Source organism: Caulobacter sp. SRI_014 (genome assembly GCF_057586315.1).
Window position 1 is genome coordinate 114,472 of sequence record NZ_JBYCZQ010000005.1, and the last position, 16,781, is coordinate 131,252.

At 68.2% G+C, this 16,781-nt stretch carries 19 protein-coding genes and 1 tRNA gene; 5 read left to right on the forward strand and 15 right to left on the reverse strand.

Features of this window, described 5'->3' with window-relative positions; genetic code table 11:
- Window positions 1-33: 33 nt before the first annotated feature.
- From AC2YG9_RS13325 to AC2YG9_RS13360, 8 genes are all read right to left on the reverse strand, one after another.
- Window positions 34-687: a hypothetical protein gene (locus AC2YG9_RS13325; RefSeq protein WP_487298457.1), complete on the reverse strand. Its 654-nt coding sequence runs from the start codon at window positions 685-687 to the stop codon at window positions 34-36.
- 136 nt (window positions 688-823) lie between these two features.
- Window positions 824-1,210, reverse strand: coding sequence for a hypothetical protein (locus AC2YG9_RS13330; RefSeq protein WP_487298458.1), 387 nt, complete (start codon window positions 1,208-1,210; stop codon window positions 824-826).
- Between the two features lie 69 nt (window positions 1,211-1,279).
- On the reverse strand, window positions 1,280-1,663 hold the full coding sequence (locus AC2YG9_RS13335) for a nuclear transport factor 2 family protein (protein ID WP_487298459.1): 384 nt from the start codon (window positions 1,661-1,663) through the stop codon (window positions 1,280-1,282).
- Between the two features lie 218 nt (window positions 1,664-1,881).
- A complete protein-coding gene (locus AC2YG9_RS13340; protein ID WP_487298460.1) occupies window positions 1,882-2,214 on the reverse strand; it encodes a nuclear transport factor 2 family protein in 333 nt (110 codons plus the stop codon).
- Complete coding sequence (locus tag AC2YG9_RS13345; RefSeq protein ID WP_487298461.1) at window positions 2,211-3,425, reverse strand: NADH-quinone oxidoreductase subunit D; 1,215 nt, start codon at window positions 3,423-3,425, stop codon at window positions 2,211-2,213. The genes AC2YG9_RS13340 and AC2YG9_RS13345 overlap by 4 nt, the downstream gene beginning before the upstream one ends.
- The gene (locus AC2YG9_RS13350; RefSeq protein WP_487298462.1) at window positions 3,425-4,048 is read right to left on the reverse strand and encodes an NADH-quinone oxidoreductase subunit C; all 624 of its coding nucleotides are present in this window, start codon (window positions 4,046-4,048) and stop codon (window positions 3,425-3,427) included. Before AC2YG9_RS13350 ends, AC2YG9_RS13345 begins: the two co-directional genes overlap by 1 nt.
- On the reverse strand, window positions 4,045-4,659 hold the full coding sequence (locus AC2YG9_RS13355) for a NuoB/complex I 20 kDa subunit family protein (RefSeq protein ID WP_487298463.1): 615 nt from the start codon (window positions 4,657-4,659) through the stop codon (window positions 4,045-4,047). The genes AC2YG9_RS13350 and AC2YG9_RS13355 overlap by 4 nt, the downstream gene beginning before the upstream one ends.
- The gene (locus tag AC2YG9_RS13360; protein ID WP_487298464.1) at window positions 4,629-5,006 is read right to left on the reverse strand and encodes an NADH-quinone oxidoreductase subunit A; all 378 of its coding nucleotides are present in this window, start codon (window positions 5,004-5,006) and stop codon (window positions 4,629-4,631) included. Before AC2YG9_RS13360 ends, AC2YG9_RS13355 begins: the two co-directional genes overlap by 31 nt.
- Before the next feature lie 105 nt (window positions 5,007-5,111).
- Between AC2YG9_RS13360 and AC2YG9_RS13365 the strand changes: the two genes are divergently transcribed.
- From AC2YG9_RS13365 to AC2YG9_RS13375, 3 genes are all read left to right on the forward strand, one after another.
- A complete protein-coding gene (locus AC2YG9_RS13365; RefSeq protein WP_487298465.1) occupies window positions 5,112-6,689 on the forward strand; it encodes an AbgT family transporter in 1,578 nt (525 codons plus the stop codon).
- Between the two features lie 93 nt (window positions 6,690-6,782).
- Window positions 6,783-6,859, forward strand: a tRNA-Asp gene (locus tag AC2YG9_RS13370).
- Window positions 6,860-6,932: 73 nt separating this feature from the next.
- Window positions 6,933-7,388 (forward strand): hypothetical protein, encoded by a 456-nt coding sequence (locus AC2YG9_RS13375; protein WP_487298466.1) that lies wholly within the window; start codon window positions 6,933-6,935, stop codon window positions 7,386-7,388.
- Here the strand turns inward: AC2YG9_RS13375 and AC2YG9_RS13380 are convergent.
- The 7 genes from AC2YG9_RS13380 to AC2YG9_RS13410 form a co-directional block, all read right to left on the reverse strand.
- Window positions 7,385-7,561, reverse strand: a complete 177-nt coding sequence (locus AC2YG9_RS13380; protein ID WP_487298467.1) for a type II toxin-antitoxin system antitoxin — start codon at window positions 7,559-7,561, stop codon at window positions 7,385-7,387. The two genes, AC2YG9_RS13375 and AC2YG9_RS13380, sit on opposite strands and share 4 nt — an antisense overlap.
- 4 nt (window positions 7,562-7,565) lie before the next feature.
- Entirely contained in the window at window positions 7,566-8,450 is an 885-nt protein-coding gene (locus AC2YG9_RS13385) for an SPFH domain-containing protein (RefSeq protein ID WP_487298468.1), read from the reverse strand.
- Window positions 8,451-8,598: 148 nt separating this feature from the next.
- Window positions 8,599-9,807: an acyl-CoA dehydrogenase family protein gene (locus AC2YG9_RS13390; RefSeq protein ID WP_487298469.1), complete on the reverse strand. Its 1,209-nt coding sequence runs from the start codon at window positions 9,805-9,807 to the stop codon at window positions 8,599-8,601.
- 6 nt (window positions 9,808-9,813) lie between these two features.
- Window positions 9,814-10,104, reverse strand: coding sequence for a putative quinol monooxygenase (locus AC2YG9_RS13395; RefSeq protein ID WP_271068448.1), 291 nt, complete (start codon window positions 10,102-10,104; stop codon window positions 9,814-9,816).
- Between the two features lie 82 nt (window positions 10,105-10,186).
- Window positions 10,187-10,705 (reverse strand): hypothetical protein, encoded by a 519-nt coding sequence (locus tag AC2YG9_RS13400; protein WP_487298470.1) that lies wholly within the window; start codon window positions 10,703-10,705, stop codon window positions 10,187-10,189.
- A 35-nt stretch (window positions 10,706-10,740) separates the two neighbouring features.
- On the reverse strand, window positions 10,741-11,019 hold the full coding sequence (locus AC2YG9_RS13405) for a hypothetical protein (RefSeq protein WP_487298471.1): 279 nt from the start codon (window positions 11,017-11,019) through the stop codon (window positions 10,741-10,743).
- A 125-nt stretch (window positions 11,020-11,144) separates the two neighbouring features.
- Window positions 11,145-11,840: a TerB family tellurite resistance protein gene (locus AC2YG9_RS13410; RefSeq protein WP_487298472.1), complete on the reverse strand. Its 696-nt coding sequence runs from the start codon at window positions 11,838-11,840 to the stop codon at window positions 11,145-11,147.
- 323 nt (window positions 11,841-12,163) lie between these two features.
- Here AC2YG9_RS13410 and AC2YG9_RS13415 point away from each other — a divergent pair, with 323 nt between their 5' ends.
- Together AC2YG9_RS13415 and AC2YG9_RS13420 are read left to right on the forward strand one after the other, a co-directional pair.
- Complete coding sequence (locus tag AC2YG9_RS13415) at window positions 12,164-15,847, forward strand: hydantoinase B/oxoprolinase family protein (RefSeq protein ID WP_487298473.1); 3,684 nt, start codon at window positions 12,164-12,166, stop codon at window positions 15,845-15,847.
- A 36-nt stretch (window positions 15,848-15,883) separates the two neighbouring features.
- Window positions 15,884-16,609: a hypothetical protein gene (locus AC2YG9_RS13420; RefSeq protein WP_487298474.1), complete on the forward strand. Its 726-nt coding sequence runs from the start codon at window positions 15,884-15,886 to the stop codon at window positions 16,607-16,609.
- Window positions 16,610-16,781 lie beyond the last annotated feature (172 nt).

A 16,781-nucleotide genomic window follows, 5' to 3' on the forward strand; every position in this document is an offset into this window, starting at 1 on the left:
TGTAGCCTGACCGCCGCAGCGCGACAATGGCCGTCAGGCCACTGGCGGCTTTTCCGCCTGGGGCGCCGGTTCCGCGGGCGGGGGCGGGTCGGCGAACAGGTCGCGCCGCATCAGGGCCGAGACCTGCTGGCGGGCGTCGGCGGGGCTGTCGCGGGCCACATGCACCCGCTGGCGGCGGACCGGCTGGGCCACCGGCCCGTCACTCGCTGCGTCGGCTGCCGAAGGGGCCGGGTCGACGAACATCTGGCCGCGCGCCTTGGCCTGCTTGTAAGCCTCCTGCCTGGCCTTGGCCTCCGCACGGGAGGCGTCGACCGCCGCCCGCGCCCGTTTGTCGATCGGGGCCAGCGGGCTGTATTTCAGCACCCCCTGATAGGCCAGATTCGACAGGGTCAGCACCACCCCCACCCACAGGCCGGAGACGATGACATCGTCGGTCACCCGGTGCACGGCGTTGCCGAGCGCGATGATTGATCCCCACAGGAACAGCCCGTTCAGGACCCGCACGGCCGTCAGGATGTCGATGTCCCGCCCGGTAAGGCCGGCCGCCTTGTGGATCGACCGCAACCACAGGAACAGCAGCACCACATAAAGCGGCCAGACCCACAGGTCGCTGGCCACGAACCGGGGCGTGATCAGGAAAGCCTCTAGCGGCGGAAAGGCAAACTCTTCGTGCGGTACGATAGTCATGGTCAGTCCCCCCAGACCGGTAACACTTACAATACGCCGTGGCCTCGACCGCGAGCCTCGCGCCGCAACAGGGCGCCGACCCACGGCCCGACCCCGTTGTCGGCAAATTGGCCCGAACCGGGGAACCTGTGAAGGGTCAGCGGGGCGCGTTCGCCGCCGCGGCGGCTGCCTGCGCCAGGTCGCCGCCCCACCCCTGAACCGCCCGCAGGCGCATGTAGGTCGCGACCAGCTTGCGGCTGAGCACGGTGGCCAGCACCACGGCGGCGGACAGCAGTCCGGTCGCCGCGATCGCCCAGCCCTCGACCGGCCGCGCTTCGGTCAGCTGCGTCACCATCTTGCCGATCGGCAGCGACAGCGACGCGATCATGAACCACGGCATGGTGGCCATCAGGATGGCCAGGAACAGCCGACCCTCTCCCCCCGGAAACACGGCGCGCATCTGTCTGGAATTGCGCCAGCCCAGCCAGCTGAAGCCCACCCAGGGGAGGATGGCCATAAGGACCGTGAGAAGGGCGTAGGTCATGGCGTCGAGGATGGCCGAAACGGACCGGCCCGGGAAGGCGGCGCGGCCGGATGGCGCTGCTTCCGCGACCTAGTGGCCGAGGTACATGCCCGTTATGCAGCCGCCGGACACCCAGTAGGTCGTCAGTCTTGTGCCTTCCAGGTCCGAACCCGGATAGCTTTGCGTCTGGGCAACCGTTTCGCCGGCGAAAATCCGGTCATGAACCCGGATCCTGACCTCGGGATAGTTGGTGAACACGTTCGCGCCGACGGATTCAACGATGTCCGCCCCGGTTGCGTTTTCCGTCAGGCTGCGGCCTGAAACCACGGCGTCGGTCGCCATGAACTTCGCCATGCCCTTAAGGTCGTGGCGATTGTAGGCTTCGTTGTAGGCATCAACGACGGCCGTGGGCTCGGGAACCGGCCCGGTCGTCAGCGGAACGCAAAAAGCCAGAACGGCGCCGAGCGGCTCCACTAGCGGTCCCGGCGGGCCCGGACGCGAACCGGCTTGGCCTGCTGTTCACGGGCGCGCGCGACGGCGATGGCGGCTGCGAGAGCGGCCAGGGCGGCGGCGGTCAGGCCAATGATCATGCGGCGAAACTCCGGATCGGTGAACTGTCAGGATACATAAGGGGTGGACCCCGGTCTATCCAGTTGGAGGGACCGATTGTCACGGCGAGCCCCCTTCCCCGTTTAACGGACGAAATCCACCCGGGCGATCAGGCCGTTCTCGAAGGTGTAGATGGCCACGACCTCGAAGGGATCGGCGTCCGGCGAACGGAACACCCGCTCGTGGTCCAGGACCCTGCCCGCCACACAGGTGCGCGACAGCAGCTCGGCGCGGTTCTGCGGAAACTGGGCCCACAGGCCCACATGCCGTTCGCGGTAGGCCTCGATGCCCGTCAGGTTCGGCGCCTCGCCGAGGTTCGCCACCACGACGCCGGACGTGAACCAGCGGCACATCGCCTCCAGGTCCTGGGCGTTGTAGGCGTCCAGCTGGGCGCCCACCACCTCTTCGGGTGTCACCGGTCGATCTCGCCGAACACGATGTCCAGGCTGCCGAGGATGGCCGACACATCGGCCAGCATATGGCCCCGGTTCATCCAGTCCATGGCCGCCAGATGCGGGAAGCCCGGCGCGCGGATCTTGCAGCGGTAGGGCTTGTTGGTGCCGTCGCTGACCAGATAGACGCCGAACTCGCCCTTGGGCGCTTCCACCTGGGCGTAGACCTCGCCCGGCGGCGTGCGGAAGCCTTCGGTGTAGAGCTTGAAGTGGTGGATGAGGGCTTCCATCGACCGCTTCATCTCGGCGCGGCGCGGCGGGGTGATCTTGTTGTCCTCGGTCATCACCGGGCCGCGCACGGTGCGCAGCTTTTCACAGGCCTGGCGGATGATCTTGGTCGACTCGCGCATCTCCTGCATGCGGCAGAGGTAACGGTCGTAGCAGTCGCCGTTCTTGCCCAGCGGGATCTGGAAATCGAAGTCGTTGTAGCACTCGTAGGGCTGGTTGCGGCGCAGGTCCCAGGCGATGCCCGAACCGCGCACCATCACGCCCGAGAAGCCCCAGGCCAGGGCCTCTTCCTTGGTCACCACGCCGATGTCGACGTTGCGCTGCTTGAAGATGCGGTTCTCGGTGATCAGGCCCTCGATGTCGTCGCAGACCTTCGGGAAGGCCTTGGCCCAGGCGTCGATGTCCTCGACCAACTGGTCGGGCAGGTCCTGGTGGACGCCGCCGGGACGGAAGTAGTTGCTGTGCAGACGAGCGCCGCAGGCGCGCTCGTAGAAGATCATCAGCTTTTCGCGCTCTTCGAATCCCCACAGCGGCGGGGTCAGGGCGCCGACGTCCATCGCCTGGGTGGTGACGTTGAGCAGGTGGTTCAGGATGCGGCCGATTTCCGAATACAGCACCCGGATGAGGCTGCCGCGGATCGGCACCTCGACGCCCAGCAGCTTCTCGATGGCCAGGCAGAAGGCGTGCTCCTGGTTCATCGGCGCCACGTAATCGAGGCGGTCGAAATAGGGCACGTTCTGCAGATAGGTCCGCGCTTCCATCAGCTTTTCGGTGCCGCGATGCAGCAGGCCGATGTGCGGGTCGACGCGTTCGACGACTTCGCCGTCCAGCTCCAGCACCAGGCGCAGCACGCCGTGAGCCGCCGGGTGCTGCGGGCCGAAGTTGAGGTTGAACTTGCGGACGGGGGTTTCCGGGACCGCCGGAATGATCGAAGCGTCGTCGGCCATCACTTGGTCTCCGCCTTCTCGTCGCCGGGCAGCGCGTATTGCGCGCCTTCCCAGGGGCTGAGGAAATCGAAGTTGCGGAATTCGGCGATCTTCACCGGCTCGTAGACCACCCGCTTCAGTTCGTCGTCATAGCGAACCTCGACATAGCCGGTCATCGGGAAGTCCTTGCGCAGCGGATGCCCATGGAACCCGTAGTCGGTCAGGATGCGGCGCAGGTCGGGGTGGTTGTCGAAGAAGATGCCGTACATGTCGAACGCCTCGCGCTCGAACCAGTCGGCGACCGGGTAGACGGCCGTGATCGACGGCACCGCGGTGTCCTCGTCGGTGGCGACCTTCACCCGGATGCGGTGGTTCTTCACCATCGACAGCAGGTGGTAGACGACGTCGAACCGCTGGGCCCGCTCGGGATAGTCGACGCCGGCGAGATCGATCAACTGGTGGAACCGGTAGTCCGGATGATCCCGCAGCTGGGTCAGGGCCTCGACGATGCGGGTCGTCTGGGCGCTGACGGTCAACTCCCCGAACTCGACCTTGTAGGCGACGATCGAACCGGCGCTGTTGGCAACGATGGACTGGCCGAGCGCTTCGAGGCTGGCGTCCAGTTCGGCATGGGTCAGGCTCATCGCTCGATGGTCCCCGTCCGGCGGATCTTCTTCTGCAGCTGCAGCACGCCGTAGACCAGCGCCTCGGCGGTCGGCGGGCAGCCCGGGACATAGATGTCCACCGGCACCACGCGGTCGCAACCGCGCACGACGCTGTAGCTGTAATAGTAGTAGCCGCCGCCGTTGGCGCAGCTGCCCATGGAGATGACGTAGCGGGGCTCCGGCATCTGGTCGTAGACCTTGCGCAGGGCGGGGGCCATCTTGTTGGTCAGGGTGCCGGCGACGATCATCACGTCCGACTGGCGCGGGCTGGCGCGCGGGGCGAAGCCGTAGCGCTCAAGGTCATAGCGCGGCATGGCCGAGTGCATCATCTCGACGGCGCAGCAGGCCAGGCCGAAGGTCATCCACATCAGTGAACCGGTGCGGGCCCAGGTGATCAGGTCGTCGGCCGCCGCGACCACGAAGCCCTTGTCGGCCAGGCGGTCGGAAATGGCGTCGAAATAGGGGTCGTGGACCTTGGGGTCGTAGGCCGGAACGGTGGAGCGGGCTGCCCCAAGAGCGGGGACTTGCGCCGGAACCGCAGCCGTGCTGCCCGGAACGATTACTCCCATTCCAGGGCTCCCTTCTTCCATTCGTAGATAAAGCCGACGGTGAGCACGCCCAGGAAAAGCATCATCGACCAGAAGGCGAAGATCGAGGCGTCCTTGGGCAGGTTCATCAGGCTGACCGCCCAGGGGAACAGGAAGGCCACTTCCAGGTCGAAGATGATGAACAGGATCGACACGAGGTAGAACCGCACGTCGAATTTCATCCGCGCGTCGTCGAAGGCGTTGAACCCGCACTCATAGGCGCTGACCTTTTCCGGGTCCGGCGCGGACGGCGCCAGGATGGCGGCGCCGAAGATGAAGACAAGGCCGATGACCAGCGCGATCCCGAGAAAGATCAGGATGGGCAGGTAGTTGAGCAGGAAGGCGTCCATGGTTTCCCCGGGGAGGAGTCGCGCGCGTTGTAGACCAAGGACTGCGGGGGTTCAAAGGGTTCTGCAAGCTTGCTGAATCTTCGGCGCCATGCCGATATCGCCGTTATGACTAAGCGCCCGCTGGCCCTCCGATTCCTCGACGGCGTTGAGCGCCTCGGCGACAAGCTCCCCGACCCGGTCTTTATCTTCGTCTGGCTGATCGGCGCGCTGGTTCTGGCCAGCGCGATCTGCGCCCAGATCGGCCTGTCGGTGGTCAATCCGGCGACCCAGGAGGTGATGACCGCCCAGAGCCTGCTGTCGGCCGAGAACCTGCGCAAACTGTTCGTCGAGATGCCCAGGACCCTGACCAGCTTCCCGCCGCTGGGCATGGTGCTGCTGGTCATGCTGGGCGCCGGGGTCGCCGAACGCGTGGGCCTGCTCAGCGCCGCCATCCGGGGCCTCGTCCGCCACACGCCCAGGCGGCTGCTGGCCCCGGTCATCATCCTGCTGGGACTGCTCAGCAACCAGGCCGTCGACAGCGGCTTTGTCGTGCTCATCCCGCTGGCGGGCGTCGCCTTCGCCGCCGCCGGCAGGCACCCCCTGGCCGGCATGGCCGCCGCCTTCTCCGCCTGCGTCGGGGCCTTCGCCGGCAATCCGACCCCCAGCCAGTTCGACGCCCTGATCCTCGGTTTCACCGAGCCGGCGGTGCATATCCTTGACGCCGGCTGGAAGGTGAACCTGGTCGGCAACTGGTGGTTCACCGCCGCCGCCGCCGCCTTCTTCGTGCCCATCGGCTGGTGGGTCACCGAGGCCATCGTCGAGCCGCGGCTCGGCCCCTGGATCCCGCCGGAGGATCACAAGCCCTCCGACATGCCCCTGGCCCCGGAAGAGCGCAAAGGCCTGATCCTGGCCGGCCTCGCGGTGCTCGGCGTCGTCGGCCTCTGGACGCTGATGGCCCTGCTGCCGACCGGCCCCCTGCTCGACCGCACCGTCGCCGGCATGGGCCAGTGGACGCCCTTCTTCCGATCTCTGGTCGCCGGCTTCTTCGTGCTGTTCCTGATGGCCGGCATCGCCTTCGGGGCCAGCGTCGGGGTCATCAAAAGCCACCGCGACGTCGTACGGCTGGCCGGCGAGTCAATGATCGCCATGGCGCCCTACATCGTCCTGGCCTTCGCCGCCGCCCACTTCATCGCCATGTTCACCTGGTCGAACCTGGGGGCCATCGTCGCCATCAACGGGGCCGAGGCGCTGAAGGCCACCGGCGTGCCGCTGGTCGTCATGCTGCTGGGCGTCGTCGTCCTGACCGCCTTCCTCGACCTCTTCATCGGCTCGGCCTCGGCCAAGTGGGCGGCGCTGGCCCCGGTGTTGGTGCCGATGTTCATGCTGCTGGGCGTCAGCCCGGAGATGACCACCGCCGCCTACCGCATGGGCGATTCGACCGTCAACATGGCCAGCCCCCTGATGCCCTACTTCCCCCTGGTGCTGGCCTTCGCCCAGCGCTGGATTCCCACCCTGGGGGTCGGCGGGTTGATGAGCTCGGTGCTGCCCTTCAGCATGGCCTTCATGGTCGTGGCCCTTGGCGTCACCGGCCTGTGGGGCGTGATGCAGTGGCCCACGGGACCCGCCGCTCCCTTCCATTACACGGCCCCGGCCGCAGCGGCGCCAGGGGCCCCCGTCATCCCCTACAAGCCGCCCGGACACTGAATTTCAGGACCGTCCTCAAAAAGCTTTCGGCCTTCGCTTGACACCGCTGGAGCATCCCCCTATTCCGCCCTCCTCGCGCTGCTGCGAAGCGATGCGGATGTAGCTCAGTTGGTTAGAGCGCCGGCCTGTCACGCCGGAGGTCGCGGGTTCGAGTCCCGTCATTCGCGCCACTCTCCCCCATATTTTAGGCATTCGCACCCAAACGGGCCCGGCTAGTCTGCGCGCTCAGTCTGGAGTCTGCCCATGTCCGCTTTCCTTGCCCTGGCCCTTGCCGCCGCCCTTAACGAGCCGCCCGGTCCCGAGGACTTTGCCGCCACCGGCTACGTGCGCGCGCCGATCGTCGCCGCCGACAAGAAGGCCGAGAACCTTCCCGCCATGGCCGCCACCTGGAACGGCGCGGCCTGGTGGCAGGCGCTGATGTGGTGCGCCGACATGCACGGGATCCAGAAGCTGCGGATCGAACACCAGGGCGCGACACCAGCCCAGATCGCCGAGCAGGAGACGCTCAACAAGACCTATCAGAACCTGGCCATCGCCCGCCTGGTCGCCGACCGGGGCATCACCGCCAAGGCCGCCTGGGACGACATCCTCGAAGCCGAAGACGTCTACTGGTTCTTCTCCTTCGAGGGTCGCGACATCGACTATCGCGTCGACTCCATGACCTGCCGCCTGTTCCAGTCCCGGGTGAGCCGGCTCTAACCCTTCTCCGGCGGGTCCTTCTTCAACCGCCCACGCTTCGCCAACCCTTCACGGATCAGCACCTCGAGCTGCGCATTGACGCTGCGCAGCTCATCGGCCGCGAGGCGCTCGACCGCGTCGAGCACCTCGGGCTTCACCCTCAGCAGGTAGGAGCGTTTGCCGGGGCTGGCCATGGCCCTAGTAGAGCGAGCCGGTGTTGAGCACGGGCTGGGCCTCGCGGTCGGCGCAGAGCACCACCAGCAGGTTGGAGACCATGGCCGCCTTGCGCTCCTCGTCCAGGTCGACGACGCCGCGTTCGGACAGCTGCTGCAGGGCGCTCTCCACCATCGACACGGCGCCGGCCACGATCAGCGCCCGGGCCGCCAGCACCGCATGGGCCTGCTGGCGCTTCAGCATTGCCCCGGCGATTTCCGGCGCATAGGCCAGGTGCATCAGGTGGCATTCGTCGACGACGATGCCGGCCACCGCCACCCGATCCTGCAGATCGGCCTTCAGCCGCTCCCCGACCACCTCGGCGTCGGCCCGCAGGGTCGGCTCGTCGTTCTCGGCGTGGTCATAGGCGTAATGACGGGCAGTCTCGCGCAGCGCCGTCTCGATCTGGATGTTGATGAAGGCCTGGTAGTCGTCGACGTCGAACAGGGCCTGGGCCGAGTCGGCCACCCGCCAGACGACGTTCGCCGCGATCTCGATCGGGTTGCCGCCCTTGTCGTTGACCTTCAGCATCTCGCTGGTGACGTTGCGCACCCGCATGCTGACCTTCTTGCGGCCGTACCAGGGCAGCACCCAGCGCAGGCCGGTGTTGCGGTCCGTGCCCTTGTAGTTGCCGAACAGGGTGATGGCCGAGGCCTCGTTCGGCTGCAGCATGTAGAAGCCGGTCGTCGCCAGGCCGCCCAGAACGATGGCGGCGATGCCCAGCAGGGCCCGCGGCGTGTTCTCATCTATGAAGGGAACCTGCGTGGCCCCGGCCGCGATCAGGATGATGGCCACCAGCAGCACCAGGATCCCGTTGATCCCGCCGCCAGGCCGCTCGTTGGTGCGATTGATCGCCTTGTGCTCGGTCATGTTCAGCCCTCCGAATTTGATATGAAAGTGATATCACTTTTCGCAGCGGCGTAAACTTAAATCGGAGTCATGTGAGGGGCGTAAGAAATAGGGGACACGCTGGAATCCAACGCGTCCCCCAATTCCGCATCCCGTGAGGCGGCGCTGACTAAAGCCCCAGAACCAGCTTCGCCATGATATTCCGCTGGATCTCGTTGGAGCCGGCGTAGATCGAGGCCTTGCGGTAGTTGAAATAGGCCCCCGCCGCCGGCGCCGCATAATCCGGCCCCGGGAAGTAGTCGTTGCCGCCCGCGAAGGCCGGCGCATAGGGCGCGGCGTAGTGGCCGACCGCCTCCAGCACCAGTTCGGTGATCGCCTGCTGCGCCTCCGATCCGGCGCACTTCAGCATCGAGGACGCCGGACCGACCGGCTCACCGCCCTCCATGGCCGAGAAGATGCGCAGTTCGGTGGCGTTCAGCGCCTCGACCTTGATCTCCAGTTCGGCGATCTTGCGGCGGAAATCGTGGTCGAGGATCAGCGGCTCACCATCGTCGCCCAGCTCCGCCGACGCGATCTTCCGCACCTTCTTGAGGCTGTTCATCAGCCCCGGCGCGTAGGCGTTGCCCCGCTCGAACTCGAGCAGATACTTGGCGTAGGTCCAGCCCTTGCCCTCCTCCCCGATGCGGTTCGAAACCGGCACCCGCACGTCGGTGAAGAAGACCTGGTTGATCTCCTGCTGCCCGTCGACCGGCTGGTCCAGCGTCGGCAGAGACTTGATCTCGATCCCCGGCGTATCCATCCGCAGCAGCAGGAAGCTGATCCCGTTCTGCGTCTTGGCCTCCTGGCTGGTCCGCACCAGGCAGAACATCCAGTCGGCCCACTGCGCATGCGTCGTCCAGATCTTCGAGCCGTTGAGGACGTAGTCGTCCCCGTCCCGCTCGGCCTTCATCTGCAGGCTGGCCAGGTCGGACCCCGACCCCGGCTCCGAATAGCCCTGGCACCACCAGATGTCGGAGTTCAGGATCGGCGGCAGATGCTGCGCCTTCTGCTCGTCCGAGCCGAAGGCCATGATCACCGGCGCCACCATCTTCAGCCCCATGGGCGAAGAGGTCGGCACGCCGGCCAGGCTCATCTCCATGTTGAAGATGTAGCGCTGCGAAGCGGTGAACCCCGGCCCGCCCAGCTCGACGGGCCAGTCGGGCGCCGCCCAGCCCCTGGCCGCCAGCTTCTTCTGCCAGGCGACCTGGCCGGCCTTGTCGAGATAGCCGTTCTTCGACTGGGCCAGCTGTGCTTTCAGCCCGTCGTCATAGTTGGCGGCGATCCAGTCGCGGACTTCCTTCTGGAAGGCCCGGTCGGCGTCGGAAAAGGCCAGGTCCATGGCGGACTACTCCACGCCGTCGAGGTATTCGATCTCCGGACGGCCAGCCATGGTCGGACCCATCGCCGCGCCGGCGGCCTTGAAGTAGTCGGTGCCGCCGTGGTGCTTCAGGGCGTCCTCGTTGGCGTAGAGCTCCAGCACCTTGTAGACGCCCGGCTCCGTGCGGCTCTTGGTCAGCTGATAGGCGATGCAGCCCGGCTCATTGGCCTTCACCTTGGCCGCCAGGTCCAGGAACACCTTTTCGAACTCCGCCGCCTTGGCTTCCTGCACGAACAGCTTGGCCACAACACCGATCATCGTCTCTCTCCCAAACAAGTGTTTGACCGACCATGGCGCGGCGCGCGGCCCTGAGCAAGCGTGACGTGGAGGGAAGCGCCGCCTACCCCTCCGCCCCCTTCGCCGCCATCGCCTCGGCGTACCGCCGCAACACCGTGCTGTACTGGTCCCCCGTCTCGACCATGACGATGTCCTCGAACGGATAGTCCAATGGCTCGGCCATCCAGGCCCCCGCCCCGTCCAGCAGTTGCAGCCGCACCCGGTCGTCGAACACGGCCAGCACCTTGCCGACCTCCATCTCGTCGCCGTCGTGCAGGCAGACCGTGGCGTCCACCGCCAGGGCCGAGGCGAACAGCGGCCGGAAGCCCGACAGGTTCAGCCAGTCGAAGGCCTCGGTCGGAACCGCCCCGTTCCAGGCCAGAATCGCCTGCCGGTCGCGGTGAATGGGATCGCGGGCGATGGCCTCGATGTGCTCCAGGGGGATGATCCGCACCCCGTCGCTGGTCCAGGCCTCGAACACCTCCAGCAGCACGAAGCCGCCGGTCAGGCCGACGACGAAGCCCTCATGCTCCTCGCCCCCGACCTCGTCCTTCAAGGTGATCTCGATGTAGTCGCCGGCCACCAGATGGGGCCGCAGCCGTGACGCGGTGGTCAGGGTCAGCGCCGCTCGTTCCAGCCGTAGGCCACCCAGTGGTGACCCCCGACCTTATGGGCCTCGATGACGCCGTCGTCAGCGGCGCGGGCGCGGGCCTTGCGGCCGGCGCGGTTGGCCAGGGCCACGAAGGCCAGGGTGGCGCTGGTCATGACGGCCAGGACAACCACGGTCGTGACGGCGAACACGGTGAGGACGGACCCGATCACAACGGCCGCCACGGTGGCCAACAGGCCGCCGATCCAGGCCAGGGCCTTCATTCCCCCGTTCGCAGTCTGGGTCATCGCTACTCCTCCAGCCGCCAAACCGGCGACCTTGGCCTTATAGTTTGGCCGTCCGGCCTGAACGTCAACCAAATGCGCGGTTCACACGGCAATTTTTAGACCGGCGCCAGAATGCGTGGCGGGCCCTAGGCCGCCCCCGCCATCCTCAGTTCGCGGCGCTCGGCCATGGCGGTGTCGAAGGCCGCGTTGATCGCCGCCGCCTTGGCCTCGGCCACGGCGATGAATTCCTCGGGCAGGCCCCGGCCCCGCGCCCGGTCCGGGTGGGCCGCCGACAGCTGCTTCTTCCACTCGGCCCTCAGTTCCTCGTCGCTGGCGTCGGGCAGGACGCCGAGGATGACATAGGGGTCGTCCTTGCCGGCCCCCAGATGCGTCGCCTTCAGCCGCCGCAGGGTCAAGCGCGACAGCCCGAACAGGTCCGACACCCGTTCCAGATAGTCGAGCTCGTCCTGCGTCACGTACCCGTCCGACCCGGCGATATGGAAAAGCCCGTCGAGCACGTCTTCCAGCAGTTGCGGGCAGCCGCGATACCGTTTGGCCAGCCGCCGGGCATAGCTCTCGAACCCCAGCGACGTCTGCCGCGCCAGCTCGTAGAGCCGCCGCACGTTGCGCTCGGACCCCTCGTCCGGCTGGAAGACGGTGGCGAAGGTCGCATATTCGGAATGGTCGGCCCGCCCGTCGGCCTTGGCCAGCTTGGCCCCAAGCGCCGTCACCGCCGTCGAGAACGCGGGGTCCTCACCGGGCAGCCCCGCCGGGCAGTCGGGACATTCGGCTTCGTCCACGCGGTTCGCGGCAAGCCTTGCAATGTTGCGCCAAAAGGTCATGGGAAGGAGACGACAGGATACGATGATGGCGGCGGCATGACAATGACGGCGGGGAAGCAGTCGGGTGAAGCTTTTGTCAGGAAGACTCGCGGGTCCCTGACCGTTGCCCTGAATCTGCCCGCCATCCTCGCCGTGCTCACCCAAACTCTCCCTTCCCCTCGAGGGGGAAGGGTCGGGGATGGGGTGTACGCGCCGGCTTGGAAGCGAAGGTCAAAGAGGGCGCCGGCGCCTTACGCACTCTTTCGGAACCCTCGAGCGCACACCCCTCCCAACCCTCCCCCTCGAGGGGAGGGCTATCGGAGTACTGACGGATGGAGCCCTGCATGACCCGCTGGTCTTTCTGGATCGACCGCGGCGGCACCTTCACCGACGTCGTTGCCCGCGACCCCGCAGGCGCCGAGCACACGCTCAAGCTCCTCTCCCAATCCCCCGCCTACCCGGACGCCGCCGTCGAGGCCATGCGCCGCCTCCTCCAGGCCGTCCCCGGCCAGCCCTTCCCGGCCGACCGCGTGGAAGCCATCAAGATGGGCACCACCGTCGCCACCAACGCTCTCCTGGAGCGCAAGGGCGCCAACACCCTGCTCGTCACCACGAAGGGATTCGCCGACTCGCTCGTCATCGGCGACCAGTCGCGCCCAGAACTCTTCGCGCTCGACCTCTTCCGCCCGGCTCCGCTCTACGCCGCCGTCCTCGAAGCCGACGAACGCCTGGCTAGCGACGGCGCTGTCGTCCGCCCGCTTGACGAAGCCGCCCTGACCGCCGCCCTCACAAAGGCCCGCGCCGACGGCGCCACATCCGTCGCCATCGCCTTCCTGCACAGCGACCTCAACCCCGCCCACGAGATCGCCGCCGGCAAACTCGCGCAGGCCGCCGGATTCACCTACGTCGCCCTCTCCAGCGAAGTCTCTCCCCTCCCCCGCTTCGTTCCCCGCGCCGAGACCGCCGTCGCCGACGCCTACCTGACCCCGGTCCTGCGCGCCTATGTCGACCAGGTCGCCGACGCCGTGAACGGCGCGCCCCTCTGGTTCATGACCAGCGCCGGCGCCCTGGTCCGCGCCGACGCCTTCCGGGGCAAGGACGCCGTCGTCTCCGGTCCCGCCGGCGGCGTGGTCGGCGTCGCCGAGACCGCCCGCCAGGCGAACGCCCCCGCCGTGCTCGGCTTCGACATGGGCGGCACCTCGACGGACGTCTGCCGCTTCGCCGGCGTCCTCGAACGGCGCGACAAGGCCAATGTCGCCGGCGCCAAGCTCCGCAGCCCCATGCTCGACGTCGAGACCGTCGCCGCCGGCGGCGGCTCGATCCTGGCCTTCGACGGCATGCGCGCCCGGGTCGGCCCCGACAGCGCCGGCGCCAATCCCGGTCCCGCCGCCTACGGTCGCGGCGGCCCGCCCGCCGTCACCGACGCCAACCTGGTCCTCGGCCGCCTCGACCCGGCGTACTTCCCCAGCATCTTCGGCCCCGCCGCCGACGCCCCCCTCGACGTCGCCGCCTCCCGCCGGGCCCTGGGCGACCTCGCCGCCGCCATGAGCCTGCCGTCGCCCGAGGCCGCCGCAGAAGGCTTCATCGCCGTCGCCGTCGAACACACCGCCCAGGCCATCCGCCGCATCTCCACCGAGCGCGGCTTCGACCCCAGGGATCATGCGCTCGTGGCGTTCGGTGGCGCGGCCGGCCAGATCGCCTGCGATGTGGCCGATGCGCTGGGGATGACGACGGTGCTGAGCCCGAGGCCCGCCTCCCTCCTGTCGGCCTGGGGCATCGGCCAGGCCCGCGTCCGCGCCCTGCGCCAGGCCGGCCTTGAAGCCCCCCTCTCCCTCGAAGGCCTCTCATCGGCCGCCGCGCTGGCCGACCGCCTCACCACCGAAGCCACCGAAGCCCTCGCCGCCCAGGGCTCCGCCCCCGGCGACCGCACCGTCCGACTGATGCTCCGCTACGACGGCGCGGACGCGGTCCTGCCTGTCCCGCCCGCCGACGAAGCGGCGGTGAAGACCGCCTTCGAACAGGCCCACCAAAGGCTGTTCGGCTTCATCGAACCGGCCCGCACCATTCTCATCGCCAGCGTCGAAGTCGAGGCGGAGGAGCTGGCGCACGCTCAGTTCCTCCCCCCTTGGGGGAGGGGGACCGCGCGCGAAGCGCGTGGTGGTGGGGGCAGCGCCGGCGGTAGCCCGCAGACCATGAACACCGGCGCCGAACCTGCTCAGAGCGAGCCCACAACAACCGGCGCTGCCCCCACCACCACCGCCTCCGGCGGCGGTCCCCCTCCCCCAGAGGGGGAGGAACTGGGGGCTGTCGTCCAGGCAGCGGACCTCAACCACCCCCTCCCCGGGCCCGCCCTCATCGTCCGCGGCGACACCCAGATCGCCGTCGCCGCCGGCTGGACCGCCGCCCGCGAGGACGACGGCCTCATCCGCCTCACCCGCACGGCCGCCAGATCCGTCGCCGAGTCCGACACCGACCGCCCCGACCCCGTCACCCTCGAACTCTTCAACCGCCGCTTCATGGGCGTCGCCGAAGCCATGGGCGCGGCCCTCGAACGCACCGCCCACTCGGTCAACATCAAGGAGCGGCTCGACTTCTCCTGCGCCCTGTTCGACACCGACGGCGGCCTGGTCGCCAACGCCCCCCACATGCCCGTCCACCTGGGCAGCATGGGCGCCTCCGTCCGCGCCGTTCAGGCCCGCCACGACAGCTTCGCTCCCGGCGACGCCTTCGTTCTCAACAACCCCTATTTCGGCGGCACCCACCTGCCCGACATCACCGTGGTGATGCCGGTCTTCATGGACCCCCCAGAAAAAGTAGGGGCCGACGCCCAGCCCAGCTTCTACGTCGCCGCCCGGGGCCACCACGCCGATGTCGGTGGCGTCCAGCCGGGGTCCATGCCGCCCTTCTCCAGAACCATCGACGAGGAAGGCGTCATGCTCGACGCCCTCCCCATGATGCGGGGTGGCGTGTTCCTGGAGGCCGAGACCCGCGCCGCCCTCGCCACCGGCCAGTGGCCAGCCCGCGCCCCCGACCGCAACATCGCCGACCTCAAGGCCCAGCTTGCCGCCTGCCAGGCCGGCGCCGCCGCCGTCGCCGGGATGATCGAGAGCCACGGCGCCCGCACGGTCGCCCGCTACATGGCCTTCGTCCAACAGAACGCCGAAGCCAGCGTCCGCCGCGCGATCGAGAAGCTCACCGACGGCGAGGCCCGCGTCCCCCTCGACGGGGCCGGCGAGATCGTCGTCAAGGTCACCGTCGACGCCGCCGCCCGCGAAGCGACCCTCGACTTCCGCGACTCCGCCGACCAGCTGGCCACCAATTTCAACGCCCCCAGCGCCATCGTCAGCGCCGCCGCCCTCTACGTCTTCCGCACCCTGGTCGATGACGAGATTCCGCTGAATGCCGGCTGTCTCGCACCCCTCAACATCCTCACCCGTGAAGGCTCAATGCTCGACCCGCATCCGCCGGCCGCCGTGGTCGCCGGCAATGTCGAGACCAGCCAGCATGTCGTCGACGCCCTCTATGCGGCGCTCGGGGTCATGGCCAACGGCCAGGGCACGATGAACAACTTCACCTTCGGCGACGAGGACAGGCAGTACTACGAGACCCTCTGCGGCGGCTCGGGCGCCACCGCCCGCGGCCCCGGCGCCTCGGCCATCCACACCCACATGACCAACAGCCGCCTCACCGACCCGGAGATTCTCGAACGCCGCTTCCCCGTCCGGGTCGAGCATTTCGGCGTCCGCCACGGCTCCGGCGGGGCCGGCCAACACCCCGGCGGCGACGGCGCCATCCGCCGCATGCGCTTCCTCGCCCCCATGGACGCGGCGTTGCTTTCAAGCCGCAGGCTGAATATTCCGCGCGGAATCGCCGGGGGCGGGGATGCTTTGCCGGGCGAGCAACGTTTGATTGCCACAAACGGCGAGGTAAGAGACCTGACCGGCTGCTTCTCCGTACGGGTGGCGGCCGGCGACGTCATCGAGATCAAGACCCCGGGGGGCGGTGGTTATGGTCCGGTGACAGCTTGAGTTCGCTTGTGTTTTGCCCCTGACCAGGACCTTTGAATGGCCCCGATCCTTCCCCTGCTCCTCTCCCTGATGATCGTTCAGGAAGCCGCGCCGGCCGCTGAAGCGCCCGCGCCCGCCGCCGAGACCGCCGAGGTGGAGTACCCGATCCCGCCCGGCGCCCCGGACGACGACTACGGCCTGGTCGCCTGGTGCTACGGCGCCCTCGACGGCCACATGAAGCTCTATGACAAGGTGCTGCCCGAGGTCACCCGCATCGAGACCGAGATCGCCAAGATCCCCGGGGCGCCGCCCGCCGACATGGGCGCCTACAAGGAGCAGCGCGACGCCGGCAGGGATACGCTCAAGCTGTTCCGCGGCTCGATGGAGGCCGCCGAAAAGGCGTCCGCCAAGCCGATCGCGACCTACGGCGCCGAGCAGCTGAAGCGTGGCGGCGGCGTCTGGTCCACCATCCGCGAAACCAAGGACAAGAAGTACCTGGCCCGCGAATGGATGAGCTGGGGTCTCCCGGGCCGCTGCCTGCCTACCGCCGAGAAGCTGGCCACCCGCTCCAAGCTGTTCGGCAGCGCCCTGACCTACAACGTCAAGCCGCCGGCCGCCCCGGCTGCCCCGGAACCGGCCCCGGAGCCGGCCGCGGACCCGATCGCCGACGCCGTCAGCGACGCCCAGGCCGACGCCCCGGCCGCCGCTCCCGAAGAGCCCGCCGCCACCGAAGCGGCCAAGCCGGAAGAAACCCCGGCCCCCGATCTGCGCGGCCCGCAATAGGTCTAGACATATTCATCTTCCGCCCGCCGGAAGCTGAAACGGGGACACATTGAATTGCCGCTGGCGTCATCGCCAGGACGCGCGCCGTCGGCGCCCGGCAATTCAATGGGTCCCCTCTTCTGGCCCCCGGTCGCGACAGGGTGGCTCAAGGGTGGTCCCCCGACGCTCCGCC